The organism is Achromobacter sp. ACM02 (assembly GCF_014851605.1).
Classification (GTDB): Bacteria; Pseudomonadota; Gammaproteobacteria; order Burkholderiales; family Burkholderiaceae_B; genus Achromobacter; species Achromobacter aegrifaciens.
In genome coordinates this window covers 322,184-349,058 of sequence record NZ_JACUZY010000004.1, presented here as the reverse complement: position 1 = coordinate 349,058, position 26,875 = coordinate 322,184, and the positions used below count along the sequence as shown (strand labels likewise).

At 64.6% G+C, this 26,875-nt stretch carries 28 protein-coding genes; 23 read left to right on the top strand and 5 right to left on the bottom strand.

Annotated elements, in window-relative coordinates:
- Positions 1 to 34 precede the first annotated feature (34 nt).
- Entirely contained in the window at positions 35 to 322 is a 288-nt protein-coding gene (gene groES, locus IB258_RS14165; protein WP_006221616.1) for a co-chaperone GroES, read from the bottom strand.
- A 369-nt stretch (positions 323 to 691) separates the two neighbouring features.
- On the opposite strand from groES, the gene IB258_RS14160 reads away from it, so the two are divergent.
- Together IB258_RS14160 and IB258_RS14155 are read left to right on the top strand one after the other, a co-directional pair.
- Positions 692 to 1,042 carry a hypothetical protein gene (locus IB258_RS14160; RefSeq protein WP_054451904.1) on the top strand — a complete coding sequence of 117 codons (351 nt, stop codon included), beginning with the start codon at positions 692 to 694 and terminating at the stop codon, positions 1,040 to 1,042.
- 182 nt (positions 1,043 to 1,224) lie between these two features.
- Entirely contained in the window at positions 1,225 to 2,208 is a 984-nt protein-coding gene (locus IB258_RS14155) for a tripartite tricarboxylate transporter substrate-binding protein (protein ID WP_192352757.1), read from the top strand.
- A gap of 51 nt (positions 2,209 to 2,259) precedes the next feature.
- Here the strand turns inward: IB258_RS14155 and IB258_RS14150 are convergent, their stop codons facing one another.
- A complete protein-coding gene (locus IB258_RS14150; protein WP_054451902.1) occupies positions 2,260 to 2,685 on the bottom strand; it encodes an Rrf2 family transcriptional regulator in 426 nt (141 codons plus the stop codon).
- Positions 2,686 to 2,756: 71 nt separating this feature from the next.
- Between IB258_RS14150 and IB258_RS14145 the strand changes: the two genes are divergently transcribed.
- The 6 genes from IB258_RS14145 to IB258_RS14120 all read left to right on the top strand — a co-directional run bounded on the left by IB258_RS14145 (position 2,757) and on the right by IB258_RS14120 (position 7,714).
- Positions 2,757 to 3,734, top strand: coding sequence for an alpha/beta fold hydrolase (locus IB258_RS14145; RefSeq protein ID WP_192352756.1), 978 nt, complete (start codon positions 2,757 to 2,759; stop codon positions 3,732 to 3,734).
- Positions 3,735 to 3,886: 152 nt separating this feature from the next.
- On the top strand, positions 3,887 to 4,816 hold the full coding sequence (locus tag IB258_RS14140; RefSeq protein ID WP_054451900.1) for a DMT family transporter: 930 nt from the start codon (positions 3,887 to 3,889) through the stop codon (positions 4,814 to 4,816).
- Positions 4,817 to 4,827: 11 nt separating this feature from the next.
- On the top strand, positions 4,828 to 5,226 hold the full coding sequence (locus IB258_RS14135; RefSeq protein WP_192352755.1) for a hypothetical protein: 399 nt from the start codon (positions 4,828 to 4,830) through the stop codon (positions 5,224 to 5,226).
- Between the two features lie 137 nt (positions 5,227 to 5,363).
- Positions 5,364 to 5,972: a hypothetical protein gene (locus IB258_RS14130; protein WP_192329320.1), complete on the top strand. Its 609-nt coding sequence runs from the start codon at positions 5,364 to 5,366 to the stop codon at positions 5,970 to 5,972.
- Positions 5,973 to 6,114: 142 nt separating this feature from the next.
- Positions 6,115 to 6,696 carry an SMI1/KNR4 family protein gene (locus IB258_RS14125; protein WP_192352754.1) on the top strand — a complete coding sequence of 194 codons (582 nt, stop codon included), beginning with the start codon at positions 6,115 to 6,117 and terminating at the stop codon, positions 6,694 to 6,696.
- Between the two features lies 1 nt (position 6,697).
- Positions 6,698 to 7,714 carry a hypothetical protein gene (locus IB258_RS14120; protein ID WP_192352753.1) on the top strand — a complete coding sequence of 339 codons (1,017 nt, stop codon included), beginning with the start codon at positions 6,698 to 6,700 and terminating at the stop codon, positions 7,712 to 7,714.
- A gap of 71 nt (positions 7,715 to 7,785) precedes the next feature.
- Here the strand turns inward: IB258_RS14120 and IB258_RS14115 are convergent, their stop codons facing one another.
- The gene (locus IB258_RS14115) at positions 7,786 to 8,994 is read right to left on the bottom strand and encodes a GGDEF domain-containing protein (protein ID WP_175212577.1); all 1,209 of its coding nucleotides are present in this window, start codon (positions 8,992 to 8,994) and stop codon (positions 7,786 to 7,788) included.
- Positions 8,995 to 9,325: 331 nt separating this feature from the next.
- Here IB258_RS14115 and IB258_RS14110 point away from each other — a divergent pair, with 331 nt between their 5' ends.
- Together IB258_RS14110 and IB258_RS14105 are read left to right on the top strand one after the other, a co-directional pair.
- Complete coding sequence (locus IB258_RS14110; protein WP_192352752.1) at positions 9,326 to 10,507, top strand: MFS transporter; 1,182 nt, start codon at positions 9,326 to 9,328, stop codon at positions 10,505 to 10,507.
- Between the two features lie 147 nt (positions 10,508 to 10,654).
- Positions 10,655 to 11,554 (top strand): arginase family protein, encoded by a 900-nt coding sequence (locus tag IB258_RS14105; protein ID WP_175212576.1) that lies wholly within the window; start codon positions 10,655 to 10,657, stop codon positions 11,552 to 11,554.
- Between the two features lie 61 nt (positions 11,555 to 11,615).
- Here the strand turns inward: IB258_RS14105 and IB258_RS14100 are convergent, their stop codons facing one another.
- Entirely contained in the window at positions 11,616 to 12,287 is a 672-nt protein-coding gene (locus tag IB258_RS14100; RefSeq protein ID WP_192352751.1) for a lysozyme inhibitor LprI family protein, read from the bottom strand.
- A 333-nt stretch (positions 12,288 to 12,620) separates the two neighbouring features.
- Here IB258_RS14100 and IB258_RS14095 point away from each other — a divergent pair, with 333 nt between their 5' ends.
- From IB258_RS14095 to fes, 5 genes are all read left to right on the top strand, one after another.
- Positions 12,621 to 14,795: a TonB-dependent siderophore receptor gene (locus IB258_RS14095; RefSeq protein ID WP_175180635.1), complete on the top strand. Its 2,175-nt coding sequence runs from the start codon at positions 12,621 to 12,623 to the stop codon at positions 14,793 to 14,795.
- Positions 14,796 to 14,886: 91 nt separating this feature from the next.
- Positions 14,887 to 15,174: a hypothetical protein gene (locus tag IB258_RS14090; protein WP_054451891.1), complete on the top strand. Its 288-nt coding sequence runs from the start codon at positions 14,887 to 14,889 to the stop codon at positions 15,172 to 15,174.
- Positions 15,161 to 15,451, top strand: a complete 291-nt coding sequence (locus tag IB258_RS14085) for a hypothetical protein (RefSeq protein ID WP_192352750.1) — start codon at positions 15,161 to 15,163, stop codon at positions 15,449 to 15,451. Before IB258_RS14090 ends, IB258_RS14085 begins: the two co-directional genes overlap by 14 nt.
- Before the next feature lie 15 nt (positions 15,452 to 15,466).
- Positions 15,467 to 17,095, top strand: a complete 1,629-nt coding sequence (locus tag IB258_RS14080; protein WP_192352749.1) for a PepSY domain-containing protein — start codon at positions 15,467 to 15,469, stop codon at positions 17,093 to 17,095.
- Between the two features lie 42 nt (positions 17,096 to 17,137).
- Positions 17,138 to 18,733, top strand: a complete 1,596-nt coding sequence (gene fes / locus IB258_RS14075; protein ID WP_225590382.1) for an enterochelin esterase — start codon at positions 17,138 to 17,140, stop codon at positions 18,731 to 18,733.
- Between the two features lie 27 nt (positions 18,734 to 18,760).
- Here the strand turns inward: fes and IB258_RS14070 are convergent, their stop codons facing one another.
- Positions 18,761 to 19,090 (bottom strand): helix-turn-helix domain-containing protein, encoded by a 330-nt coding sequence (locus IB258_RS14070; protein ID WP_054451887.1) that lies wholly within the window; start codon positions 19,088 to 19,090, stop codon positions 18,761 to 18,763.
- Positions 19,091 to 19,194: 104 nt separating this feature from the next.
- Here IB258_RS14070 and IB258_RS14065 point away from each other — a divergent pair, with 104 nt between their 5' ends.
- The 8 genes from IB258_RS14065 (at position 19,195) to tssG (ending at position 26,870) form a co-directional block, all read left to right on the top strand.
- Entirely contained in the window at positions 19,195 to 19,899 is a 705-nt protein-coding gene (locus IB258_RS14065) for a glutathione S-transferase family protein (RefSeq protein ID WP_054451886.1), read from the top strand.
- A 162-nt stretch (positions 19,900 to 20,061) separates the two neighbouring features.
- Complete coding sequence (locus IB258_RS14060; protein WP_175160341.1) at positions 20,062 to 20,691, top strand: hypothetical protein; 630 nt, start codon at positions 20,062 to 20,064, stop codon at positions 20,689 to 20,691.
- A 190-nt stretch (positions 20,692 to 20,881) separates the two neighbouring features.
- Entirely contained in the window at positions 20,882 to 21,424 is a 543-nt protein-coding gene (tssB, locus tag IB258_RS14055; RefSeq protein WP_054451884.1) for a type VI secretion system contractile sheath small subunit, read from the top strand.
- An 83-nt stretch (positions 21,425 to 21,507) separates the two neighbouring features.
- Positions 21,508 to 23,019: a type VI secretion system contractile sheath large subunit gene (gene tssC, locus IB258_RS14050; protein WP_054451883.1), complete on the top strand. Its 1,512-nt coding sequence runs from the start codon at positions 21,508 to 21,510 to the stop codon at positions 23,017 to 23,019.
- 67 nt (positions 23,020 to 23,086) lie between these two features.
- Positions 23,087 to 23,581 (top strand): type VI secretion system tube protein Hcp, encoded by a 495-nt coding sequence (locus tag IB258_RS14045; RefSeq protein WP_054451882.1) that lies wholly within the window; start codon positions 23,087 to 23,089, stop codon positions 23,579 to 23,581.
- Positions 23,582 to 23,644: 63 nt separating this feature from the next.
- Complete coding sequence (tssE, locus tag IB258_RS14040) at positions 23,645 to 24,088, top strand: type VI secretion system baseplate subunit TssE (RefSeq protein WP_175212572.1); 444 nt, start codon at positions 23,645 to 23,647, stop codon at positions 24,086 to 24,088.
- On the top strand, positions 24,085 to 25,848 hold the full coding sequence (tssF, locus tag IB258_RS14035; RefSeq protein ID WP_225590381.1) for a type VI secretion system baseplate subunit TssF: 1,764 nt from the start codon (positions 24,085 to 24,087) through the stop codon (positions 25,846 to 25,848). The genes tssE and tssF overlap by 4 nt, the downstream gene beginning before the upstream one ends.
- A complete protein-coding gene (tssG, locus tag IB258_RS14030; protein ID WP_225590380.1) occupies positions 25,845 to 26,870 on the top strand; it encodes a type VI secretion system baseplate subunit TssG in 1,026 nt (341 codons plus the stop codon). The genes tssF and tssG overlap by 4 nt, the downstream gene beginning before the upstream one ends.
- Positions 26,871 to 26,875 lie beyond the last annotated feature (5 nt).

Sequence of the window (26,875 nt, the reverse complement as noted above, 5' to 3'; positions counted from 1 at the left end):
TTAGCTTCCTTCGAAAATTCGTTTGAGGCGGGGTTTACTGGACCACGGCGAGGATTTCGTCCTCGCGGATGACGAGCAGCTCTTCGCCGTCAACCTTCACGGACTGGCCGGCGTACTTGCCGAACAGCACCTTGTCGCCAGCCTTCAGGTCGACCGGCAGGATCTTGCCGTCTTCGGTCTTCTTGCCGGGGCCGACGGCCACGACTTCACCCTGGTCGGGCTTTTCAGCGGCGCTGTCGGGGATAACGATGCCCGATGCAGTCTTGCGCTCGTTTTCGAGGCGTTTGACGATCACGCGATCGCCCAGGGGACGCAAGGCCATGAGGAACTCCTGTTGCAAAAAAGAGAAGGAAATGATCGGTTAGGCCCGGGAATGCTTGTTAGCACTCACCGGTGTCGAGTGCTAATTATAGGGATGATGTTCTAGGGTTCAAGGGGGAGGGGGGGGGTTGTTACATATTGGGGAGCTGGATGGCGTCTAACTTCATTGAGGCCGAAGTTAGACGAGCAGCCGGCAAGCACGGCGACAAAGGACAGGCGTGCAAACACGGGGAGGGAAACAGCCCCAGTACGCTGTGATAGCAGCCATAATCAATTCAACCTGGCCTCGAGTGAAGGCAGGAGTTCAGGTTTGGCTCCCACATAAACCGGTAGCGGGTGGGCCGTAGCGTACTCAGTGCGGAATATCTCAATGATGACACCGGAAACGCCAGGCGACGACGCGGTACGGACCCGCAACCACGGGCCACTGCCCCAGGGTTTTCGGGCTGGATTGATTACGGCCATCACGGTATTGCTGGGCTTTTCGCTGGGTTTCCTGCGCTACTGGGGCTTCGACGCGCCGGGCGATTGGAGCGCGCTGTCCGTGCTGCCCGGCGTGTCCCTGTTGCTCGCCAGCCTGCTGCAGATAATTGCTCTCTACCGCGCCTTGCGTCTGGAGGATGAAGCCGAGAATGAATACCGGAAAACCGTGCGGTGGTTCATTACGTCGGCGATGCTGCTGTTGCTGGGTGTGACAGCGGCGTTGTGGGAGGTAGCGTGATACGCCGCCCGTGCCGCTGGAAAATTAGGGTAATCCGGGATTCTTTAAGCCTAAACTTTTGTGAAGAATGAGCGGCAGACGCGGGATCGCCGCCGCATGAGGCATCGAGGCGGTTCTCCGTGGTGCGGCATGTGACGCACCGTACGCGGGATCGCGGGGTGAGCCCCCATAGGGAGAATCGAATGCTGTTGCGTAGACGTTGTCTGGCCATGATGGTGCTGGCGCTGACTGGCTGGGCCACGGGCAGTCATGCGCAAACACCATCTCAGGCCTGGCCCGTCAAGCCCGTGCGCCTGGTCGTGGGGCTGGCGCCCGGAGGGCTGGTCGACGTGCTGGCACGCACGGTGCAGCCGCACTTGGCCGAAGCATTGAAGCAGACCGTTATCGTGGAGAATCGGGGCGGTGCGGGCGGCAACTTGGCGGGCGCCGAGGTTGTGCGCAACGGTGGAGACAACCATACCTTCCTGCTCAATCCATCGACGACCGAATCGGTCAATCCACTGATGTTCGCCAGCATGCCGTTCGATCCGCAGCGGGACCTGCGGCCGGTTGCCTTGCTGGCCAACAGCCAGTTGTTCCTGTTTGTCCGGTCCTCGCTTGGCGTCGATACGCTCGAAGAATTCGTGGAATATGCGCGCAAGCAGCCCGCTCCTCTCAATTACGGTTCGGCCGGAAACGGCACGACGCCGCATCTGGCCGGCGAGCTGCTCAAGCAGGCTACTGGCATGCAGGCTACCCATGCGCCTTATCGCGGCGTGGCGCCGGCGATACAAGACCTGGCAGCGGGCCAGATCGACTTCGCGTTTGGACCCGCCACGGTCTTTCCCATGGTGCAAGCGGGCAAACTGAAGGTACTTGCGGTGGCAAGCCGGCAACGCGCTGCCGTGGCGCCCGACATACGAACCTTTTCCGAGGTCGGCATCGACGGTGTTTTCGCAGACAGCCTGTTTGGCGTGTATGCCGCCGCTGGCACCCGCGATGACGTGGTCGATCGCATGAACGCCGAAATCAATAAAGTGCTTGCGAGGCCGGAGATCCAGGCGCGCTTTCTCGATGCGGGCGCCGAGGCGCTACCGCTGCGTGTGGCGGACTATGCCGCGCGCGTGCAGGACGAAAAGAAATTGTTCGCCCCGTTGATGAAGTCGTTGGGGCTGAAGGAACAGTAGATAGAACAACGATAAACGCTCTGCCTGCGCAGCTCATTCGACTCTACGGCGTCATCCTTCCTCGCGCGAGGCAATCTCCGCGGCAAGCTCGGAAAGCGATACCGCGCCCAAGCGTTGCAGCAAGGCATGCTCGCCTTCGCGCAGGGAATCCGCCACCAATTGGTTCGCGGCTCGTTCCACGGGGCAGGCAGGATTGTCGTCGGCTGGCCCGATGGTAAAGACCGTGCCATGGGCGATGGCTTCATGGACATCGCGCGCGGTGATGGTTTCCAGTCCCCTGGCCAGTACCCAGCCGCCGTTGCGCCCGCCCGTGGAGGTCACCATGCCGGCGGTACGCAGCGCCGCCATGGATCGGCGCACCACCACCTCATTCGTATGCAGCATCTGGGCCAGCGTTCCAGAAGTGGTCGTGCCGCCGCGCAAATGCATGTGGATCAAGACATGCAGCAGACGGGCAAGGCGGGTGTCATTGGCCATGGGATCAATTACCGTAACTACAGATGTTACGGTATTCTAGCTGCACCGGATACTTCTTGAGAGCTTGCCCGATGATCGACCTTGAAACACGCGATGTGACCGTCAACGGCATCACGCTCAATGTCACGGCCCAGGGCGAAGGTCCACTCGTCGTGCTGTGCCACGGCTTTCCCGAGACCGCTTATGCCTGGCGCCATCAGCTGCCCGCCCTGGTCCGTGCGGGATTCCGCGCCGTGGCCCCGGATTTGCGCGGTTATGGCGCCAGCGACAGTCCGGCGGATGTGGCGGCGTTCACAACATTGGATGTCATCGGCGACCTGGTCGCGCTTATCGAAAGCGAGGGGGCCGATGATGCGGTGATCGTGGGGGGCGATTGGGGCGCCAGCATCGCATGGCAGGCAGCCCAACTGCGTCCGGACCGCTTTCGGGCCGTCGTCGCCCTGGGCGTTCCCATGATGCGCAGAGCGCCGGTTGCACCCAGCCGCCTCTTCCCCAGAACCGAGTCCGCTGCGTTTTACACGCATTACTTCAACGAGCCGGGAGTTGCTGAAGAGGAGTTCGAGCGCGACATCAGCGCGACCCTGCGCGCCATCTACTTCGCGGCATCGGGCGACGCCGGGACGCGTGACGACCCCGCCACGCCCAATCCGTTTGGCATGGTAGCCGCTGGCCGTGGCCTGCTCGATTCGCTGCCTGTCCCCCAGACGTTGCCGGCCTGGCTTACTCCATCGGATCTGGCGACCTTTGTCCAAAGCTACACCGCCAGCGGTTTTCGTGGCGGCCTCAACTATTACCGGAATCTGGACCGCAATTGGGCGCTGCAGGGGGCCTTTGAGGGAAAGACGGTGGATGTGCCTGCGCTTTATCTCGTAGGGGAAAGGGATACGGGCCTGGCGATTCCCGGCATGGACCAGATCATCGCGGCCATGCCGGCCCTCGTTCCCCAACTGCGCGCTGCTGAAGTCATTCCCGGCGCGGGGCATTGGTTGCAACAGGAAGCCCCCGAGGCAGTCAACAAGGCGCTCGTCGATTTCCTGAGGAGCCTTTGACCGTGCGAAGAAGCCATACTGCAATATCGCGTTGAAACTGCGCCAGCTAAAATCCCGCATGCGCGCTGACGGCTGTCACGGATAGACAACCTCGACGCATTGCTTTTCACCGTCGCCCCGCGCGACCACCGCAGCTCACCTTCGAAGCACAGATGAAAAATACGCTGATGGCCACGCACCTGCGCCTGGTCGGCATGGCCGCGCTCTGGGGCGCGTCGTGGTCCTGGGGCAAGGTCGTCGCCCAGGCCATGGCTCCATTGGCCGCGGCCAGCCTGCGGTTCCTGTTCGCCAGCGTGGTGCTGGTTCTGTGGATGCATCGCGCCTCGGCGCTGCGCGGCCTTAAGTCCCTGACGCGCAACCAATGGCTTGGCCTGGCCGCCGCCGCGTTGGCGGGCGTCTTTGGCTACTCCAGCTTCTTCATGTTGAGCCTGCAGCTGGTGCCGGCCGGCAAGGCCGCGATCGTGGTGACGCTGAACCCCGGCGCGACGCTGTTGCTGGCGGCGATCCTGTTCCGCGAACATCTCAATCCAGCCATCCTGGCCGGCATGGTCCTTTCGGCCATCGGTGCGTATATCGCCATCGGCGGCGGGGTTTCACAAGCAGCCGCCGGCTCCGGCGTAGGCATCGGCGAACTGCTGCTGCTCGGTTGCGTGGCCTGCTGGGTGGCCTACACCCTGATCGGCCGGCTGGTGCTCAAAGGCGTGGACGCCCTGACCACCACCACGGTGACCACCGTGATTGGCGCGCTGATGCTGCTGCTCACCAGTCTGATCGTGGAAGGCGTTCCCGCCTGGCAGAAGCTGGGGCAGGCGCCGGCCAGCGCCTGGGGCAGCCTGCTGGCTTTGGCGTTCGGGGCGACCGCGATCGCCTACGCCTGGTACTTCGAAGGCGTGAAGGCGCTGGGCGCCGGCGCGGCGTCGGGCTACATCACGCTGGTGCCCGTCTTCGGCGTGCTGTTCTCCAGCCTTTGGCTGGGCGAAGCCACGCCCGCGAATCTGTTCATCGGCGCCGCCCTTGCGATCTCGGGCATGGCCATCATGCACGTCGGCCGGCGTCGCGCCGAGGCGCGACAGCGCCGATAGGCGGACCTTCCATGCAGCCCTATACCCACGACAACATGCCGGCCCAGGAAACTTGGCTGGACTGCGCGACCGCCGACGGAGGCCGGCTGCGCGTGGTGCTGCTCGCAGCCGATCAGCAGGCGGCGGCGCCGCTGCTGGAGCGGGCCCGCTCGATCGCTCAAGCGCTGGCGACGCACCGCGACGCCGCGTTGCAATTCCTCTGGCAGGCGGGACGCGACACCGGCGACCCCGAAGATCCCCCTGTGACGTTCCTGGAACACTTCACGCCATCCGACCTGATCGTCGCGGCCGACGGGGGCTACGTGCTGCACCTGGCGCCGCGCGACGCGACCTGGTTCATGGATGGCTATTGGCCGGCCGTACGCTTCGCGGCGGATGACCGGCCTGCGGACTGGATCTGCGAATCCTGATCCGAGCCACCGTATCCAAAGCGGCCTCTTGGCGCTTGGAGGCAATGCCGCGTCAGGTTCCGCACAGGCGCATGATTACACTCTGATCGTGACACGTGCGTCATTCACGGAGAAGTCGACATGGAATTGGCTCAAACATGACTAGCAACGACGGGATTCAGGTCTCGGTCTATACCCGATGGCACCAGTTGTCGGTGCCGTTGGCCTTCGCCCTGGCGGCGGGCAGCTTCATGCTGGTGGTGTTCAACCGTGGGCCGATTGTTCTGGCGGTTGTGCTGGCGGTGCTGGGGTTGCTGGCGCCGCCGCTGGTGGCGTTCAAGGGCTTTCCCACACGCAATACCGTCAAGGTGACGTCCGAAGGGCTGGAGTTTTCGCGCCGCTCCGCCGTCGCCTTCGCCCAATTGTCCCGCTGGGGCACCGACGATTATCTCAAGCTGGTCCGTCCCGGCCTGCCGACGTTGCTGGTCAGTGCAGTGGACCGGCCCACACGTGAACGTCTGTTGCGCGAGTTTGAGCAGGCCTTGGCGGCGTGGCATACGCGCCAGCCCGCCGGTACGCAGGCGGCGCGCCGCACACATTTCTATGGTTCCACGGCAGGACGCCTGGTGGGCCTGTTGATCATCGTGCTGGGGGCGGGTGTGGCTGTCATGGCGCTGAGCTTGCGCGAACCGTCGATGTCGCTGGCTATCGTTGGCGGGCTGGGAGCGCTGTTCGGATTGGCGATGCTGTTTGGCCGGCGGGGCTGAACGGTCATGGCGGCCAGGCAGGTCGAGGTGTGTGCGCAGGTCGTGGAAGCGCTTGCCGCCGCAATCAAAGATATAGTGGTGCGCTTTCAAGGCTCCCGCTTTCGCGGCGAACCAGGACTTTTCTTAGCTTCAGGATGCTTGCATGACCATGACCGCCGAACAGTTTCATCAACGCATGTGGGAAATCCTGGATCCCGTGGACACCGAGCATTTCGAGGTCGTGGCCGCGCCCGCGCCCGATGCGGAGGCGATCGCCGGGCTGGAAGCCGCTGTAGGCTTCCCGCTGCCTTCGGCGTTTGCGGCCTTCTGCCAGCGTACCAACGGCCTGTGCGTGATGGTGCGCGAGGAAGTCTGGCCGCATGCGAAGGAATTCGAAGTCGGCCCCGCCTGGACTTTCTGGCGCGGCCTGGTGCTGTTGGGCATCGATGCGCCGGAGTTGCCCGAATGGGCCAGCATCTCGGCGCAGCAGCGCCAGCTTGCCGAGGCCGGTTTGCCCGGCATCCTGCCCGTGCTGAAGGTCGTGGGTGACGGCAGCCGGATCTGGGGCGTGGATCAGGCGGGGACGGTCGTGGCGATCGATGACTTGACCGATGTGGAGCCGCTGACCGGCGACCTCACCGACCTCTACGCCGAGCAGATAGCCGATCTGCTGCAGCGCCAGCAGGATATGGCGCGGCGGCTGGCCGAACGTGCGGCGCGCAAGCAGCGCAAGCTGCCGGGGTAGCATGAGCGCAATGCTGCAAGTCACGGAAGAACCCCTGGCCGATGAGGACATCGTGCTGCTGCGCCGTGGCCGTCGCGGCAGATTCCTGACGGCCGTGTTCGCGGGGCTGATGTTCCTGCTGCTGGCGAGCAGCGCGATCATGTTCGTCGTGCTTGGCGCGTCCGATCGCAGCCTGCGCCGCGGCGCTGACGGCGTGGTGATCCTGTTGTGCACAGTGGCGATGACTTGCTTCGCGGTCTTTCTTGGACGCAGGTTGCTGCGCCTGCCGCAAGCCTGGCGCCGCTTCAATCGGGTGTTGAAGGGGCGTGTACCCAAGCAGATCGTTTCCGGGCACCTGACCGGTTTTGGTCCGGCCGGGAGTCCCGGCATCTGCTACGTCTTCGGCGAACAGCGCGTGGACGTAGCTCTGCCGTTTTGGAACGAGATCGCCAGGGACACTCGAGAAGGTTTCCGGCCTGTGACGGCCGTGGCGCTGACGGACCTACCCGTGCGCCTGCACTTGCTGACGCTGGACCCCGACGCGCCACCCGTGCTGTTGCTGGCCGAGTACCCGATGAGCGCGCAGGCCTGGAATTCGGTCGAGGAAGTCAGCAATTCCGACCGCGAGGCCGTGCGCAAGGAAGAATTGAGCCTGCGCAAGTTCTTCTACGTGCTCGCCCTGGCCCCGCTGGTCGGCAGCCTGTTCCTGGGGCCCTTGATCCTGCTGGCCGCATTCTTCGTTCTCACGGGATTCGTGCTGGGCATGCGCAGCCCCAGGCTGAAGCGGGCCCGCTACAAGCACGGGGTACGCGGCTTGGTCGAGGAAGTCGTGACCTATCGCGTGCGCGCGTCCAACTCGAACATTTCCACGCTGGTTCACAACTATCGCATCGGGGGCGTGATGTACCGGGTCGAGCATTTAGGGCAAGCTGCCGCGCCGGGCCAGCGCGTTGCCTTCGAGTATCTCGACGGAACGGGCATCATGGGGCCGAGCGCCTTGTTCTTTCGAATCGAAGACGAGCCGGTCATGACGCTATGAGCGCGGCGCGCTGCCCGCCGCATTGAACCCTGCCGGGATCTCTGCGGGCGGCGCGGGCCGAGCCGGCGACTTCATGCCTGTGCGCAACACGCTTGAGTGCTTGCGTTGTCGCCAGGCGCGTGGCGGCCATGCCCGGCCTCGGCCGGCGCCATGCCCGCAACCGTGCAGTTCCGTCCTCGTCGCTTCGCCTCGTAAAGCAGGTCGTCTGCCCGTTTCAACGCGCTGGCGAAAGGTTCTCCTGCCTGCACGACGGTCACTCCCATGCTTGCGGTGAAACAGGAATCTGGAACCTGTGGCGTCCAGCGCTGCGCCACGAAACTGGCACGGATCTCTTCGGCGATTGCGGTGGCGCTTTCCAGGCTTGCCGTGGGCAGCAGCAGCAGGAATTCTTCTCCTCCCAGCCGGGCCGCATGGATGCGGGTGTCCGTTAGCGGCCTGAGCAGGGCGCCGAATCGGGCAAGCACCATGTCGCCAAACGCGTGGCCGAAGACATCGTTGATGCGCTTGAAGTTGTCGATGTCGGCCATGATCAGCGCGGTCGGCGTTGCCGCATCCGAGAATGCGCGCCCGGAGGCAAGCAGACTATCGAGTCCTTGGCGGTTCAGCAGGCCCGTCAAGGCGTCGGTATGGGCGTGGCGACGGTACTTCTCTATGGCGTCGTAGCTCGTCGCGATGAAGACCGCGAAGGTCAGGACTATGCTTCCGAGCAGTCCGGTGTATTGGATCAGGATGCCCCAGACCGACGTTCTCCATTCGCCCGTTGAGAGCGGCGGAATCGGGGCGGCAATGTACAGGATGCACTGGCCCGTCAAGACGAGGGAGATGAAGAGGAACGCGGCGGTGAGCACCCTGTCCGACGTGGTCACGGCATGCCTGGCGAAGGACAGCGTGGCCCGCCAGGTCACGAGCGCGCAACAGGCTTGCACGAAGAACGTTTCCAGCTTCGCACTGGCAAACAGCACTACCGAGACAACTACCATCGCCGTCGAGGCAAGCAGGACCGCAGCATCGAAGTAGGGGGGAACCTGGCTGCGCCTGCGGCTCTGGAGGGCGCGACAGGCGAGGATGACGCCGCCCAGAATGAAAGCATCCTCGACAACCTGTTTATATGGGGAAAGTGCGCTGGCCTGCACCAGCATGATGGCGTAGCCTGCGCCCAGGCTGGCCAGGGCGCAGCCCCACCGGAGCGTATTGAAGCCGATGAAGCGTGCAGCGCAGAGTCCGATGGCGCACATCAGGATCGCTGCAGGCACGGACCATTCAAGAAGGGTTGCGGGCATGGTCAGGCGAATACTTGGAACGGTACACAGTCGAGCGCATGTTCGGCCGACACAATTTGTATGGAAAAAGATTACAGTGTGTTGCAATGTATCGCCAGGCCTCAACAGTCAAGGATTGTCAAGCGATGCGGCCAGCTTCGCCGGGAAGGGAAAGCCGGTATCTGCCGGACGTTGAACAGCTGGCGAGAGACGCGGCGGCTGTCAGCTGGCCGACAGGCGGGCGCGAGGGGCGCCAGCTACACTTCCGGCATCCCGCGCCAATGTCCGCCGGACCGGTCCCGTGCCCTGTGGCAAGGCGGCGGATAGGCGGCCGGTCTCCCATTCTCCCGCCATGTCGCAACCCGATTCGTTCAATCTGAAGCAGATCGCCGTGCCGGCGTTCGGCCCGTCGCTACTCTATGGCATCAGCAACGGCGCCATTCTTCCCGTGATCGCGCTCACCGCCCGCGATCAAGGAGCGTCGATAGCCACCGCCGGCCTGATAGCCGCCCTCATCGGGGTTGGCTCGCTGCTTTCCAATATTCCGTCCGCGCTGATCACCCATCGCTTCGGCGAGAAGCGCGCCATGGCTGGCGCGGCGGTGTTGAGCGTGGTCGGCCTGCTGCTCGTGATTGGCGTGCCCAACCTCTGGGTGCTGGCGTTGGCCATGCTGATGCAAGGGTGCGCGCAGTCGGTGTTTCAGCTGGCGCGCCAGAGCTACATGATCGAGGTCGTGCCGCTAGCGTACAGGGCGCGCGCCCTGTCCACGCTCGGCGGTACGACGCGGATCGGTACTTTCTTCGGCCCGTTCGCGGGTGCGGCCCTGATTCATTTCGTGGGGCTGGATGGCGCCTATTGGATTGCCATCTGCGCCATGCTCGGCGCAGGACTCATCGCCATCAAGGCGCCTGACATCGAGCCTTCGGCGGGCGCGAGCACGGGCGCGCCGCGCGCGCGCATGGGCGAGGTTGCGCGCGACCATCGCGGCGTGTACGCCACGCTCGGCGTGGGCGTGATGCTGATCAGCGCGCTGCGCGCGTCGCGCCAGGTGGTGATTCCCCTGTGGGCAGACCACCTGGGCCTCGACGCCGCCACCACTTCGCTCATCTACGGGCTGGTCGCCGCAGTCGATATGTCGGTGTTCTATCCGGCGGGCAAAGTGATGGACCAGCGCGGCCGCTTGTGGGTGGCATTGCCTTGCACGCTGCTGATGGGGCTGAGCCTGATGGCGATCCCGCTTACCGACGGGGTGGCGAGCTTCATCCTGGTGTCGGCGCTGCTGGGCTTCGGCAACGGCATCGGATCGGGCATCGTCATGACGTTGGGCGCCGACGCCGCCCCAGCGGGCGCGCGCACGCAGTTCCTCGGCATCTGGCGTTTCATGGCCGACCTTGGCTCAAGCGGCGGACCCGTGGCGCTGTCGGTGCTGACCGCCCTGGTGTCGCTCGGCGGCGCATCGTTCGGTGTCGGCACGCTGGGGCTGGTGGCGGCCGGCGTGTTCTGGCGCTGGCTGCCGCGCCGCGCGCAGGCTTGAGGGTCTTGCTCCAGGGCTCGCACGGGTCATGGGAGCCGCCCGCGTCTCCGTAGGGAAACGGAAGATACGGTGTCGGATTGAGCTTTCGCGCCGCAGTTTGTAGTCTGGCATCATATTTTTTGCGGAATGGCCGCCCCGGAGGCGCTGATGCCGACTCTCTCCTATGCAATCCTCGAAGCCCCTTCCACGCTAGGCTTGGCGACCGACGGTGTGGAATGCCTGCCTGATCAGCTGCTGGCCCACGGCCTTGCTGAGCGCATCCGTGCACGCCGCGCCGGGCGACTTGCCGTGCCTCCCAAGAATCCGACGCCGGATCCCGAGACCGGCACCCTGAACGCCAAGGCCATTGCGGCGTGGTCGCCCAAGCTTGCCGACGCGGTGGGCGCGCTGCTTGATGCGGGCGAGTTTCCGGTGCTGCTAGGCGGCGATTGCACAATCCTGCTGGGTTCCATGCTCGCGTTGCGCAGGCGCGGCCGTTACGGTCTGCTCTTCATCGACGGCAACGCGGACTTTTTCCAACCGGAGGCGGAACCCAACGGCGAAGGCGCTTCGATGGATCTTGCCTTCGTCACCGGCCATGGTCCGCCGTTATTGGCCGACATCGAAGGGCGCGGGCCGTTGGTCCGCCCTGAAGACGCCGTTGCGTTCGCGTATCGCGATCATGAGGACCAGGAAGAGTACGGCAGCCAGCCGCTCCCTGAAGCGCTCAAGACGCTTGATCTCCCCGCAGTGCGTTCGATGGGCATCGAGGCTGCTGCGCGGCAGGCAGTCGATCATCTGACGCGAGCAGAGCTGGATGGTTTCTTTATCCACCTCGACGCAGACTGTCTTGACGACGCCATCATGCCGGCCGTCGATTTCCGCGTGCCTGGCGGCTTGTCGTGGGAAGAGCTGACGGCCACGCTGCGGATTGCCCTGTCGAGCGGCAAGGCCGTTGGCCTTGAGATCACTATCTACAATCCGCGTCTTGATGAAGATGGCAGGGCCGGGCGTGGCCTGGCCGATTTGCTGGCCGCAGCCCTTGGAACAGCTGCGTCATCGGTGTAATCGTGGTGTCCGGCGGCACGCAGTCGCATCGAGTTTGCGTGCGGCTGCGGAATGCCTTTGATCAGCGCACCGCGAACCAGTCTCCCTCCAGGCTGCCGTTCATGCCGCAGAACGGCGGACCGAAGCCGTCTTTCTCGACCCCGGCGGGCGGCGTTTCTCGCACCACCAGCACAGCGCCGCGGCGCGTCAGGTCCAGCGTCCACGGCGGCCCGTCCTGATAGGTGACGATGATGCTGTCGCCTACGGCGACAGCCTTGCCGCTCAGATCGCAGACCCAGCGGCCGTTGTAGGGCTGGGCCGAATTGGCGGCCACGAGCAGTTGGCCGTCGGCGCCGCGGGTGATTTCAATTTCACCTTCGACGTTCTTCCACTTGCCGACAAAGCCGGCAGGCGGCTGCGGATCGATGGACTTCAGAAAATTCAGGCGGTAGCGCATGCCGGTGCCGATCTCCTTGACCGGCGTGCTGCCCGAAAAGGGCTCGGCATAGATATTGTCCCGCACGCCCAGGAAATAACGTTGGTCGGCGGTCAGTGATTTGACTGCCTCGGCGTCGAGCTTGCCGCGTACCGCCTTGTACTGCTGCGCGATGGCCGCGTCCTGGTCGGCCAGCGCCGGGTGGGCGCAAATGGCTTTTTCGACCGGAGTCGCGGCCTTGGCGCAGTTGAAAGAGGGGGCTGCCACGGCGCTGCCTGCCACGGCCAACGATGCTGCAAGGACCAGATGACGGATCATCTTGTGTAGCTCTCCAGGGTTATATAAGCGTTCGATGGGCCTGTCGGCGCCGAGAGGACTGCGCAGTTTACCGGCGGGGACTGTGCTTGGGGACGCCGGGATGGCCTTGTCGCTTCTGCCAAGCGCGCCCGCGCTGGCGACTTCCAAACCGAGGCCGCAGAATTTTGCGTTGGGATGTCAATCAAAAAAATATAAGCCTTTGATTCTTATTGAATTGCGTGCCAATTCGAGCGGATTCTGGCTGCGGACTCCTGATTTCTTGGCGAACGGTGCTTTCTTGAATATATAATTCATCTGATAAGCATTCGCATTTAGATATCGGAACGATGAATTGTGGCCAAGAAAACTCAGTTGACTATCTCGCTGTGCGTCCAGTGCTTTAGCCCGGCAGTCGCGCTGTCCTTGATTCTTCCCGCCAGCGCCGCCGCCCAGAACGCGGCGCAAACCACGACGCTGCAGCCCGTCACCGTGACCGCGGGTTCGGTCTCGGAGGAAGACTTGCCCGCGCCCTATGCCGGCGGGCAGGTGGCGCAGGGCGCGCGCCTGGGCCTGATGGGCAATCAGGACGTGATGGATACGCCATTCAACGTCACCAGCTATACCTCCGAGCTGATCCAGAACCAGCAGGCGCGCACGTTGGCGGACGTGATGGCCAACGATCCTTCCGTGCGGTTCACGACGTCGAGCGGACACGCCTACGAGAACTTCCGCATCCGCGGCTTCGACGTCAACCAGAACGACGTGGCGATCAACGGCATGTATGGCCTGGCGCCCATGGGGCGCACGCCGCTGGAGTTCGTCGAGCGGGTGGAGGTGCTGAAAGGCCCGAACGCCTTGTTCAGCGGCATGGCGCCCAGCGGCGCGGTGGGCGGCACGATCAACCTGGTTCCCAAGCGGGCGGAAGACACGCCCAATGCCACCTTCGGCGTGAACTGGCAGGCCGACGGCCAGCTGGGCACGACCATCGATGCCGGCCGCCGTTTCGGCTCGGCCAATGAATGGGGCGCGCGCGTCAACGGTTCCTTCAGCGACGGCGCCACCACGCTGGACGGCCAATCCAGAAAACGCGAGTTCCTGTCCGCCGGCCTGGACTATCGCGGCAGCGCCCTGAGCGCGTCGATAGACGCCTACCATAGCCAGGAGTCGTTTTCGGGCGGCACGCCGGCCATGTTCTGGTTCGGCGGTTCGGTCGTGCCCGAAGCGCCCGATCCTCGCATCAACCAGTTCAGCACCGGCTATGGCAGCATCCAGAGCAACGCCGTCATGGCGCGGGCTGAATACCGCTTCAATGACAGCGTATCGGCCTTTGCCGGTGTGGGCAGGCGCGACAGCCATCAATCGGGCCTGATCAATGGCACCCATGCGCGGCAGATCGACGCCAATGGCAATTTCACCGGCTCCATCATCGGCCAGCGCGCCTACACGGATGCCACCTCGGCCGAGGGCGGGCTGCGCACGCGGTTCAACACGGGCAGCGTACGGCACGAGCTGGTGCTCCAGGCTTCCTTGCTGAAGCTGGAGGACGGGTCGGCCACCGGGCCGGCATCGACTTTCAAGTCGAATATCTACGACCCGATCACGCCGGTCATGCCTGCGGTGCCGGGCAGCGCGCCCAAGACGGCGGAGAACACGCTGTCCAGCCTGGCGCTGGTGGATACCATGTCCTTCTTCGACGACAAGCTGCTCCTGACCGGCGGCCTGCGCAACCAGCGCGTGAAGACGACGAACTTCGACAAGACCGGCAAGACGACGGCCCGCTATGACGAGGACGCCGTGACACCGGCTGTCGCCATCGTCGTCAAACCTTGGGGACCGGACGTCTCGCTGTATGCCAACTACGTGCAGGGCCTGAGCAAGGGCGATAGCGTCACGGACACCAGCGCCAGCAACTATGGCCAGGTGTTCGCGCCCTACAAGACCAAGCAGCAGGAGCTGGGCGTCAAGTGGAATGCCGGCACTTTCACCAATACCCTGGCATTCTTCCAGATAGACAAACCCATGCTGGTGACGGAGGGCTCTACGGCCAAGCCCACGTATGCGGACGGCGGCGAGAAGCGTGTCCGCGGCGTGGAGTGGAATACCTTCGGCGAGTTGGCTGCGGGCGTGCGCGTGCTGGGCGGCGTCACTTACACGCAAGGCACGCAGGTCAAGACCTCGTATGGCCGCTATGACGGCAATACCGCGGTGGGCGCGCCGCGCTGGCAGGCCAATGCCGGGCTGGAATGGGACACGCCGTGGGTGCCCGGCGTGACGCTGAGCGCGCGCGTGCAGGCGACTTCGAGCCAGTACGCGGATGCGGCCAACAAACTGCAGATCCCGGGCTGGGGCCAACTGGACCTGGGCGCCCGCTACGCCACGCAGATCAACGGCCGGGACGTCGTGTACCGGCTGAATGTCAACAACGTGTTCGACAAGCACTATTACGCCGGCAGTTTCAGCGACACGACGCCTATCGTGACGCTGGGGCCGGCGCGCACCGTAACCGCATCCGCCAGCATCAGTTTCTGAATGCGGGATGTTTTGCCGGTCCCTGTTCCGGACAGTCGATTCGGAGCAGGGATTGGCAGGCAGGTCTCGGGCAATTCATCCTGGGGTGACCATGGAAGTCCTGATTCTTTTCAGCCTGGCGAGCCTGTTCCTGGGCAGCTTCTGTATCTATCGCGCTTCGCCCAACCAGCGATGGGGCGCCACGTCCTGGCCGGTCCTGCCCGCCCGCGTCGCTGGCATTCTGCTGCTCGCGCTGGGCGGCTGGGGTTGCCTGCGCGCATTCTCTGCCGTCGCGGCCGTGTTCGTTTTCTGCACCGCCTTGATGTTGTTCTTCAGCCTCATGCCGTACCTGGGCGTACTGGCGGGCCTGCGCGGTAGCGATACGCATGAAGCCCGTTAAGCCCGCGCCGATCCGGCGCGACTGGATATCGAAGAGCCTGGCGGGCGCATTGCTCGGCTTCGCGCTGGCCATGGGCGCCAGCGCAACGCTGGCCGCATTGACTGCCGGCATTCCGTTGGCGACGCGTTCGCAGTTGGCCATGTGGCTGGTGCCGCCCGTCTGGCTCGGCGTCGCGAGTACCGTCTACTTTTTCGCCAGCGGCCTGCGCGCGTGGATCTGGCTGGGCGGAGCCTGCGTGCTGCTCTATGGCGGACTGCTTGTCGCCAAGGCGATCTGAAGGGAGTCCGCGATCATGAGAGCCGACTACATACGCATCTACAAATCCGTCCATACCTGGACGGGCATCCTGACCGGCATGGCGCTGTTCATCGCCTTCTACGCCGGTGCGCTGACCGTATTCAAAGAGCCGCTGACCCGTTGGGCTACGCCGCCCGCAGCCGTCGCGCCCGTGCCGCTGGAAGACGCGCCCGACCTTATCGCCAGAACCCTGCAAGCGCGGCCGGATGTGGCCAAGGGGTTCAGCATCCATCTGCAGGACGCCGAGCACGTGCCGGCCCGTATGTCCTGGGAAGTCCGTGACGGGCAGGCCGACGATCACGATGAATCGTCGATCCGCCACCATGTCGCCTATCTGGATGCGCGCGGCGAGCTGCGGTTGGAGGAGGCCGCGCCCAGCGGGCTGATGCCGTTCATCGATGTGCTTCACCGCGTGGTGGGCCTGCCTGTCGACAGTGATCCCAACCGCTGGTTCATGGGCATCGTCGCATCGCTCTATGCAATTGCCCTGGTGTCGGGAGTGATCGTGCTGCTGCCGTCGCTGGTCAAGGACTTTTTCGCGTTGCGGGTTGGGAAGAACCTGAAGCGCATGTGGCTGGATGCGCATAACGTGGTGGGCATTGTTTCGCTGCCATTTCACATCGTCATGGCGCTGAGTTCCGTCGTGTTCGCGTTCCACGACGGAATCTACGATCTGCAGGACAAGCTCATGTACGAAGGCAAGCTGGAATCCGTCTTCCAGCGGTCCGGCGGCGGCGCGCCGGCTGGAGAGGTCCGGAATCCTGCAGACATGCTGACGCCGGCGAAACTGCTGGCCCAGGCGCGCGCCCTCGCCCCGGGCTTCGAGCCTTATGGGTTGCAGTATCAACAGGTCGCCAGCCCGCGCGCCATCGTACGCGTCTGGGGCAAGGACGACAGTGCGGTATCGCCGCGGGCGCGAGGCGGCTTCGTGGCGCTCGATCCCTACAGCGGGAAGGTGCTCAACCGCGACTATCTGCCGGGCGGACAGGACGCGCCCAACCTCTGGGTCAGCAGTTTCTTCGCGCTGCACATGGCTTCCTTCGGCGGCGCGGCAGTGCAGTGGCTTTATTTCCTGCTTGGACTGGCGGGCGCATGGCTGTTCTATAGCGGCAACCTGCTGTGGATAGAAACCCGCCGCAAGCGCGCCAACCGGCAGACGGGCGAGATTCCAGTGCAGCGCTTGGACACGCGGCTGATGGCGTCGGCGACAGTGGGCGTCTGCCTGGGATGCGTGTGTGGCATTTCGTTGATGATGGTCGCGTCCAAAGGGTTGAGCGGGCACGTCGGCGATCTGAATGCCTGGCTGCGGGCGCTGTACTACATGGCGTTCTTCGCCAGCCTGGCCTGGGCCTTCCTGCGCGGAGGCGCGGCGGCAGGGGTGCATCTGCTATGGGTCGCGGCAGCATTGACGCTGGCGATACCCGCGGCCTCGCTCGTGGGCGGGCTGTTTCCTGCCTCCGGGCTTTGGGCGCACACGTCGGCCGCGGCGCTGGCAGTGGACGCGACGGCCCTGGCGGCAGGGCTGGGATTTGCCTGGATGGCAAAGGCCAGCGCGCGCAGGATCGGACGGGGCGACGCGGACAGCGTATGGGCGCCCAGAAGGCTCGCCGCGCGCGAGGGATAGCGGACCGCCGCGAACGGGCCGTGAACAAACGAATGGATGAACATGCGTAAAAAGAACAGATTGGAATGGCGGGATTGGATGTCGTCGGCTGCGCTGGCGGTGTCGATGATAGGCGTGGCGCCGGGCATGGCCGCGGCGCAGTCCAGGCAGGGCGCCGTCACACCCGAGGCCCATGTGGACGAACGAATTTCGCTACAGAAGGGAGAGTTCCTCGCGGGCACCTGGGCCGCCGAATCCGGCGTGACCCTGGATCTTCTGGACAGCGCCGGGCAGCACGTACGCCGGCTGAGCGACGGCGAAAAGCCGGCCGGAGCCCTGATGCTGGTGGCGCCGGAAGATGGCCTCTACACCGTTCGCGCGCAGGGCCAGGGCCTGTTCCGCTGGGCCGTGACGGAACGCCTGCCCCTTGCGGAACAACGTGCGCCCGCGGCGGCGCTCGACAGCCCGCGCCTGACCGCGCTGGCGGCGACGCTGGCCGCGGGCGGCACGACGGATGCCTTTTGGGATGAGGTGGCGCAGCAAGGCACGCCGCTGGTCGAGGCCGTGGACGCCGGACATGACCGCGTCACATTCCTGTGGCGTGGCGCCGAACGCAATGTGCGCCTGTTCGGCGGGCCGTCGTCGGACCATGCTCAGTTGGCGCGGCTGGGCAACTCCGATGTCTGGCATGCCAGCTTCGTCGTCCCCAGGTCCACGCGCCTGTCATATCGCCTGGCGCCCGATGTGCCCGAGCTTCCAGGCTCCGGCATGGCGCGGCGCCGCGCGATCCTGGCCACGGCGCAGGCCGATCCGCACAATCCCAAGGCATACCCGGCGCGCGGCGTCGACGCGTACCAGACCTATTCCATGCTGGAACTGGCGGACGCGCCGCAGCAGCCCTGGGTCGAGCCCCGCGCGGGCGTGCGGCAGGGAACGGTGGAGACCATGGAGCTGCGCAGCGATCTCATGCGCAACACGCGCAAGATCCACCTGTACCGTCCTGCTGGCTGGCAGTCTGGCGCAGCGGACAATCACGTGCTGGTGCTGTTCGACGCCGGCGCCTATCTGGGCCGCGTGCCCACGCCCACCATTCTGGACAACATGATCGCCGCAGGCGTCATTCCTCCGACGGCGGCGCTGCTCATCGACAACCCTACGGCGGAATCCCGCAGCCAGGAGTTGCCGCCCAACCCGGACTTTGCGGACTTCCTGGCGAAAGAGCTGATGCCGTGGGCGCGCAAGCAAGGCATCAGCGCGCCTGCCGCGCGCACCGTCATCGGCGGTTCCAGCTACGGCGGATTGGCATCGGCCTATGCGGCGTTGCGCCACCCCGAAGTGTTCGGCAACGTGCTCAGCCAATCAGGTTCCTATTGGTGGTCGCCGGCGGGCGAGGAGGACCAGTGGCTGACGCGGCAATTCGTCGCGGTGCGCAAGCTGCCGGTGCGCTTCTTCCTTGGCGCCGGCCTGTTCGAGTCCGGACGCGGCGGCCAGCCGGGCATCCTGGAGACCAACCGGCATCTGCGGGATGTGCTGCGTGCCAAGGGCTATCTGGTTACGCACCGCGAGGTGGCGGGCGGACATGATTACCTGGTCTGGCGCGGGACCTTGTCGGATGGCCTGCTGGATCTGATCGGCACTGGCAAGCAGGGGGGCGGATAGTCCCGGCTTGAAAGCTGGCAGGCCTGCTCAGGAGGCGTCTTCGGACGCCTCGCCGTGCTCATCCCACCAGTCGCCCAGCGCATCCAGCAGCGGCACCAGCGTCTTTCCCGATGGCGTGAGCGCGTACTCCACGCGCCGCGGATAGCCATCGAAATCAGTGCGCTGGACGATCCCGGCCAACTCCAGCTTGCGCAGCTCCAGCGTCAGCATCCGATGCGAGATGGTCGGATTGTCGCGGCGCAGATCGCTGAAACGCTTGGTGCCTTCCTTGAGGTAATAGACCAGCAGCGTCGGCCATCTGCCGCTCAGTATCTGCATGACTTCCTCGATGGGGCAACGCGAAACCAGGTCTTTCATGGGCGGGTCATGGTGACAAAAATGTGCGTAATTTACTTAGCCTAGCAGATCCGTAGAATTCAATCCGCTGCGCAGCGTGACCCTCATCTACGGAGAAAGAAATCTTGGAACCCATTCTTGTTTATGGCTTTCCGCTGGGAAGTTCCATGGGGCTCGTCGCTGCGCTGGAGTGGCTGGGCAAACCCTATCGCCTGTGCCGCGTGGACATGCTGAGCGAAATGCGTCTGCCCTCCTATGCGCGGATCAACGCGCGCCACGAGACGCCTGCATTCGTCAGCGAACAGGGCGCGGTTTTCACGGAAACCATGGCGATTGCGCGCTGGATCGAAAACCGTGATGACGAGCGCAGGATCAGCTTTGACCCGCTGTCGCCGGAATCCGACCGCATGCACCAGTTCATGGCTTTTCTGAACACTGGTTTCACCGCCGCCTTCACCCCGCATTGGGTCGCCCTGGAAATGGATCCGCCTGATCCGGCCTTGCAGAAAACGCTGCGGGAGTGGGGGGCGCAACGCGTCATAGAACGCCATGACAAGCTCGAAGCGATGCTGGGCGAGACGCCGTTCCTGATGGGCGATCGTCCGACTCTGGCGGACGCCGTGCTGGTGGGCGTTGCGCGCTGGCTGGATTTCCATGAGGTCGCTGCCCAGTCCCGCTGGCCCAGGCTGGCGGCGCTGCGGCAGCGGCTGGAAAGCGACCCGGCGGTCAAATATGCGATCTCGTTGGAAGAGGGAGCAAGCCCCGGTTATCCGGGACTGTGCCAGGGCCATGTGCCGCTGGAAACGCTGATCGCGACGTATGGAAAGTAGACGGCCGGCCGCATCCGGCGCACGGGCGGCAATGCCCCGCCGCTGTCCGTGCGCCGTCCTCGGGTCTTTGCCCCAGTAAGACCAAAGTCCCATGCGCGGCCCGCGGACGGTAGCTATCCTGCGGGCTTGCTGCCAAGGGCAGAGCACAGGAAGGGGTGGCTCATGAGTCTGATTCTGGGTAGGACAATACTGGACAAGGTGGAGACAAATCGGGTGCGGAGCAAGCCGGAGACGCTGGGGCAGTTCTTTTCCAAACCCGCCCCGCCGGTAGGTTGGCGCATAGGCAAGCTGAGGCCAGGCCAGTCTCTCTTGCTCTGGTCGTACAACCTCCAGGGCTTGATGGTCTGGATGGATAGTGCCGGTCCCGGCAGCCTGGGGTCCGTTCCGGGCACAGAGCGTTACGTTTCGACCTTTTTCGAGTACCGGCGCGCGCCCGAGAACGCGACCCTGCATGGCGCGAAGAACGTGGCGAAAGTCTGCTATGCCGCCAGCGTCGGGCTGCTTGTGGCCGAATGCCGCCAGTTGGTGCACCGTGGGGAGTTTCTGCCGGCCAGCCACTTGAGAGCTCTGCGCGAGGAACGACCTGCGAGGGACATGGGCATGGCGCGCTCCTGCCTGCTCGTGACGAAGCGGGAACCTGTTGCCAATGCCGCAGCCGCCACTCCAGAGGCCAATGAATTCGTTTCCACCACGGGCAACCCGAAGGAAATTGTCGAGAAAATCCAGTGGATGTCAGCACAGCCCTCGGGAAATTTTCTGGCAAGGACACGCTCCCCCGCGAAGCCGGGCTGACGCGGGTCGGGCCCGCAGTTTCAAGGTTGCGCCTAAGCCATTTCTCATCCAAAAGCAGGATGGAAATTTCTGATAATTTCAAAATACTACGACTAAAGTCCGATGTAGCCCCCGAAGGCCGGCGCTATTGTTCGCACCAGCAAAGCGCAGCGCTCGCTGTGCGGTACGAGTGGTTTCTTCGGAGAGGGTCATGTCCAATAGCTTGCAGAAATGGGTGGGCCGCAACCGCCCGCCGCGGGTTCAGATCACGTATGACGTTGAAACCGGCGACGCGATCGAGAAGCGTGAATTGCCGATGGTGGTGGGCGTGCTGGCGGATCTTTCGGGTCAGCCGGCCACGCCGCTGCCCAAGCTGAAAGAGCGCCGCTTCGTCGAGATCGACCGCGACAATTTCGACGAAATCCTGGGCAAGATCCGCCCGCGCCTGGACCTGTCCGTGCCCGACACCGCCAAGGGCGAAGGCAATCTGCGCATTGAGCTGAACTTCGAGAAGTTCGCCGACTTCCATCCCGAATCCCTGGTCGAGCAGGTGCCGCGGTTGTCCAAGCTGCTGGAGGCGCGGCATCAACTGCGCGACCTGCTGGCCAAGCTGGATGGCAATGACGAGCTGGACTCCATCCTTGAGCGCATCGTGCGCAGCACCGAGGAGCTCAAGGCCGTCAAGAGCGAAGCGCAGGCTGGCGGGACGGCCGGCGATGTGGCCGAACCGGCCGCAACGGCGCCGTCGGCCTAACGCGGACAGCAACGTCAGCGCGCGCAGGGCAGGCCTTGCGCCGAAGCCGCGCGCGGGCAATTTCAATTCTCAGGGTGACGAACATGGCAAGCAAACAGACGGCCGATACGGCGGCGGTTGGAGGCAACGCAACGCAGGAAGCGGCGCAGGCGGGCGAACTCAGCCTGCTGGACCGCATCGTGCAGGAAGGCAATATGGCGGTGGAGCCGTCGCAGAATTCCTACGCGAAGAAACTGCTCGGGCAGCTGGCGTCCCAGATCCTGGACGAAGGCATGCGCACCAGCCCGGACAAGTCGGTGGTGGCGATGATCAATGAGCGCGTGGCGGAAATCGACCGTCTGCTGACGGATCAGCTGAACGCCATCATGCATGCGCCGGACTTCCAGGCGCTCGAAGCATCGTGGACCGGCTTGCACGATATGGTCCATGGCACCGAGACGAGCTCGCGGCTGAAGCTGCGGCTGTTGAACGTCAAGAAGAAGGAATTGCTGAAAGACCTGGAGTCGGCCGTCGATCACGACATGAGCCTGCTCTTCAAAAAAGTCTACGAAGACGAGTACGGCACGTTCGGCGGCAGTCCGTATTCCGTGCTGATAGGCGATTACGCATTTGGCCGGCATCCGCAGGATCTGGCGCTACTGGAACGCATCTCCAAGGTCGCGGCCGCCGCGCACGCGCCGTTCATCGCCTCTGCCGCGCCCAGCCTCTTCGACCTGAAATCGTACACGGACCTCGGCGTCACGCGCGATCTCTCCAAGGTCTTCGAAAGCGCCGAGCTCGCCATGTGGCGCAGCTTCCGCGAGTCGGAGGATTCCCGCTACGTGGCGCTGGTGCTGCCGTCCTATGCGGCGCGCCTGCCCTACGGCGCCAAGACCAAGCCGGTCGATACGTTCAACTTCGAAGAGGACGTCGACGGTTCGGATCACAGCAAGTATCTGTGGGCGAATTCCGCCTACCAGCTGGGTCTGCGCATCACCGACGCGTTCGCCAAGTACAGCTGGTCGACCGCGATCCGCGGGGTGGAAGGCGGCGGCAAGGTGGAGAGCATCGCCGCGCATGCCTACAAGACCGATGAAGGCGACATCGCGCTCAAGTGCCCGACGGAAGTGACGATCACGGACCGCCGCGAAAAGGAACTCAGCGACCTGGGGTTCATTGCGTTCGTGAACGCCAAGGGCTCGAACCAGGCCACGTTCTTCGGTAGCCAGACGGCAAACAAGCCCAAGGTCTACAACAAGGATGCCGCCAATGCCAATGCGCAGCTGTCATCACGCCTGCCGTTCGTGCTGGCCGCGTCGCGGTTTGCGCATTACATCAAGGTGATGATGCGCGACAAGGTGGGCAGCTTCCAGTCGCGTACGGACGTCGAGAACTATCTGAACAACTGGATTGCGGACTACGTGCTGATCAACCCCTCGGCCTCGCAGGAACAGAAGGCCAGCTATCCGCTGGGCGAGGCGCGCGTCGACGTCACGGAGGTGCCCGGAAAGCCCGGCGCGTACCGCGCCACCTGCTTCATCAAGCCTCATTTCCAGATGGAAGAGCTGACCGCGTCCATCCGCCTGGTGGCAGACCTGCCGGCCGCGGCTGCCTGAACTTTCGAACCGTGCGCCGCCAGCCGGCGGCGCACGCCAACCGAATCCTCTTCGAACACGGAATTCCATGGATACCATCCTGCTCAAGATCAACAACATCAAAGGCAACTCCACTCTGGACGGCCATGCCGACGCGATCATCCTCTTGGGCGCCTCGCATGGCGTGATGTTGCCGATGTCGATGGACATGGCCAACACCGAGCGCGCCCTGGGCCGGCCCAGCTTCTCGGAAATGGCGTTTACCAAGGTAATGGACCAGTCCACGCCCGCGCTATACAACGCGTGCGCGTCCGGCGCCAAGCTGAACGACGCGACCATACTCATCGGCCGCAACGAGAGCGGGTCGTTCCTGTTGCACGTGAAGTACGTACTGGGCAATGCGATGGTCTCGTCCATCAACTCCGCGCTGGGCGAGGGCGGCGGCAGCGACAGCTTCACGTTGTGCTTCAGCAAGCTCTCCATCGAATACACCCAGCAGGCCACCGCCGGCAACAAGGCTGGCACGGCATCGTTCGGCTGGGACCTGGCGACGAACAAGTCCACCGCCGCGCCCAAGAAGTAATGCCGGACGCCGCTCCCGCATGGGCGGGAGCGGCGCCGGTGCACGTACAGGAACGCCCGCAACATGCCGACCGATACCCTTTATTCGCCCGTGCCCTTGTTTGACCGCCTGGCGGCTGATGCGGAGTCGCAACTGGCGGGGGCCGACGCGCAGAGACTGGCGGTGGCCAGGGACCTGGAGCGCCTGCTGAACACGCGTTCGCGCCTGGATTTCGAGGCCTTTTCACGCTCGGCGGCAACGGTGGTCGACTACGGCGTGCCCGACTACTCGGCGCGGTCGCCGGTGTCGGCGTCGGATCGCGAGGCCGTCGCTGCTGTAGTCAAGCAGGCCATTGCCCTTTATGAACCCCGCCTGTCCAATGTGTCGGTGGACATGGCGCCCGCCGCGAACGGGATAGGCCCATGCCGGCTGGAGATCCGGGCCGACATGCGGGTCGGCGGCGCGGTGAACCACGTGGCATTCGAACTGCTGGCAGGCGCGCAGAGCGGGACGGGGGGCGGGTCATGACCGATCTGGCGTCCGATGGCATCCTGCAGTACTACAAGCGCGAGCTGTCCTATCTGCGCAATCAGGGGGCGGACTTCGCGCTGCGCTATCCCAAGGTGGCATCCCGGCTGGCGCTGCACGGCACGGAATCGCCAGATCCGCATACCGAACGCCTGATAGAAGCCACTGCGTTCCTGGCGGCCCGGGTGCACCGCGACCTGGATCAGGAGTTTCCCCAGATCGCCGCCGCGATGCTGGACAACGTCTGTCCGACGCTGGTGCAGCCCATCCCGTCGATGACCGTGGTGCAGCTGGCTCTGGACGGCAGCCAGGGAAAAGTGACGGCCGGACTGCCCGTGCCGCGGCATAGCGGCCTGGCGGCGCGGACCGAGGCCGGCGAACTTTGCCGGTTCCGCACCGCCTGGGATGCCACGCTGTGGCCCTTGAGGATAGGAAGCGCCGGCTTCTCTGAAGACCAGGCTTTGCGCCTGGAGCTGGAAAGCGATTCCGGCGTGGAACTGTCGGAGCTGGAAATCCGCACATTGCGCATCCACCTGCAGGGCGACTGGATGGTGACGATGCCGCTGTACGAGTTGCTGGCGGCGGGCGTGGCCGGCATATCGCTCTATGCCGAAGGGGGCGGCGTTGTGCCGCTGCCGTTGACGGCCTGGCGGGAAGTGGGATATGCGCCGGAAGAGAGCGTATTGCCGCAGCCGCCGAATGGATTGCCGGCGCACGGCCTGATGCAGGAGTACTTCGCATTTCCGCGCAAGTTCCATTTCTTTGACCTGGATTTGCCGCGGGGGCTGCCGTTCAAGGGGCGCCGTTGCCAGATCGCGCTGCACCTGGACAGGCAGGCTCGTGGCCTGGGCGCGATAGGCGCCCAACATTTCCGCCTGGGTTGCACGCCGGTGATCAACCTGTACGCGCAGACCAGCGAACCGGTCACGATCGACGATAGCCATTACGAATATCGCCTGGTGGCCGACAAGCGCCGTGACGAGACGACGGAAGTGCATTCGGTGCTGTCCGTGATCCTGTCCGATCCGGCGGCCGAGCGCTCGATTCCCGTGCCCAGCTATGCGGAGGTCGAGCACGCGGACGCCGCTCGCGGTACGTTGTTCTGGTCTGCCCGAAGGGAACACAGCCTGCGTGACCGCGTAAGCGGCACCGACATGTTCTTGAGCTTCGTGGATGCCCGCAACGAGATTCGCCGGCCCGTTGAACCCGTGGTCTACGCCAATCTGCTTTGCACCAATCGGCGCCTTGCCGAGCAGGTGCCAGTGGGCGCCCGCATGGTGTTCGAGCGCGTGGCGCAGAACGTATCGGTGCAATGCCTGTACGAGCCCACCGCGCAGCGCAACCCGCCCTTGGGCGGCGACGCGCTGTGGCGCCTGGTGTCGCTGCTGACGTTGAATCAGCAGTCGCTGGTGGAGTCATCGACCGGACACAAACGCCTGCAGCAGATCCTGCAGTTGTTCGCGTCTGGCAGCACGCGTGAGCAGGATCTGATCCGCGGCCTCAAGGGCGTCAGTGCGCGCCCAGTCACGGCGCATGTGGGCAAGGAGGCCTGGCGCGGCTTCTGCCACGGCATGGAAGTCACGGTGGAGTTCGACGCCGATGCGTTCGTGGGAGGATCGCCGCTGCTGCTGGGCGCAGTGCTGGCGCGGTTCTTTGCGATGTATACATCGGTCAATTCGTTCGTGCGGCTGGCGGTGCGCCGGGGCGACGAAATATGGAAGCAGTGGCAGCCCATGACGGGCTACCAGCAATCGCTATGATCGCCCGGCTGCTCTCCCGCCCGCAACGCTACAACCTGTTCCAGGCGATCGCCCTGCTGGAGCGCGCGACGCCAGCGGCCGCGCCGCTGGGCCGCGGAAATGGCGACGGCGAGGCTGTGCGCCTGCATGGGCATGTGTCGGTCGCGTTCGAGGCCAGCGACGTGCGTGCCATCGCCCGGAAACAGGACGCGGGGCGTTGGGGCCAGGCCATGCAGACACGCTACGCCTTGACTACGCCGGTGATGACACTTGCCGGCGCCAGCAGTCCGCTGCCCTTGGCGTACACCGAACTGGTGCTGCAGCGCCGGGCGTCGCGGGATCACGCCACCGCAGATTTCCTGGATATCTTCAACCACCGCTTCCTGTCCTTCTTCTACCGAAGCCGCAAGAAGCACGCGCTGGGCCTTAACGCGTCCGCGCCGCATGCGTCGGCGCTGGTGGGCTGCCTGGATGCGCTGAGCGACCTGGGCTATGCCCGCGACGAGGCCGGTCCGCAAGGCCAGCGCCTGTGGGTCAGGCACGCCGGTCTGCTGGGCGTGGCGACGCGATCGATGACCGGGCTGCTGGCGTTGCTGGCGGACCGCCTGGGCTTGAAGGTGCTGGGCCGGCAATTCATCGGGCAATGGCGGACGCTGGACGCGAAGGATCATTCGCGCCTGGGCGGAAAGGGGTTGGCGTTGAATGCGTCGCGGGCGCTGGGCCGCCGGGTATGGGACCAGGGGGCCGGGATCCGTATCGAATTCCTGGACCTGAGTCCCGCCCGGTTCGAGCGCCTGTTACCCGGGGGCGCGGACCACGAACTGGCGCTGTGGCTGATCCGCAGTCACCTCCGGAGAGACCTGAACGTGGATTTCGTGCTGCACGCGCAGCCGCGCGCCGGTGCGTGCGTGCTGGGCGGCGCGGCAGCAGCCCGGCTGGGGTGGACCAGCTGGGCCACCGCTACGCGGCAGACCCTCGCTCCGGCGCCGGTGCGCCTGACGGCGCGCATGGCGTCCGCTTCCCCATTGGCCAACCGTACATAAGGCAA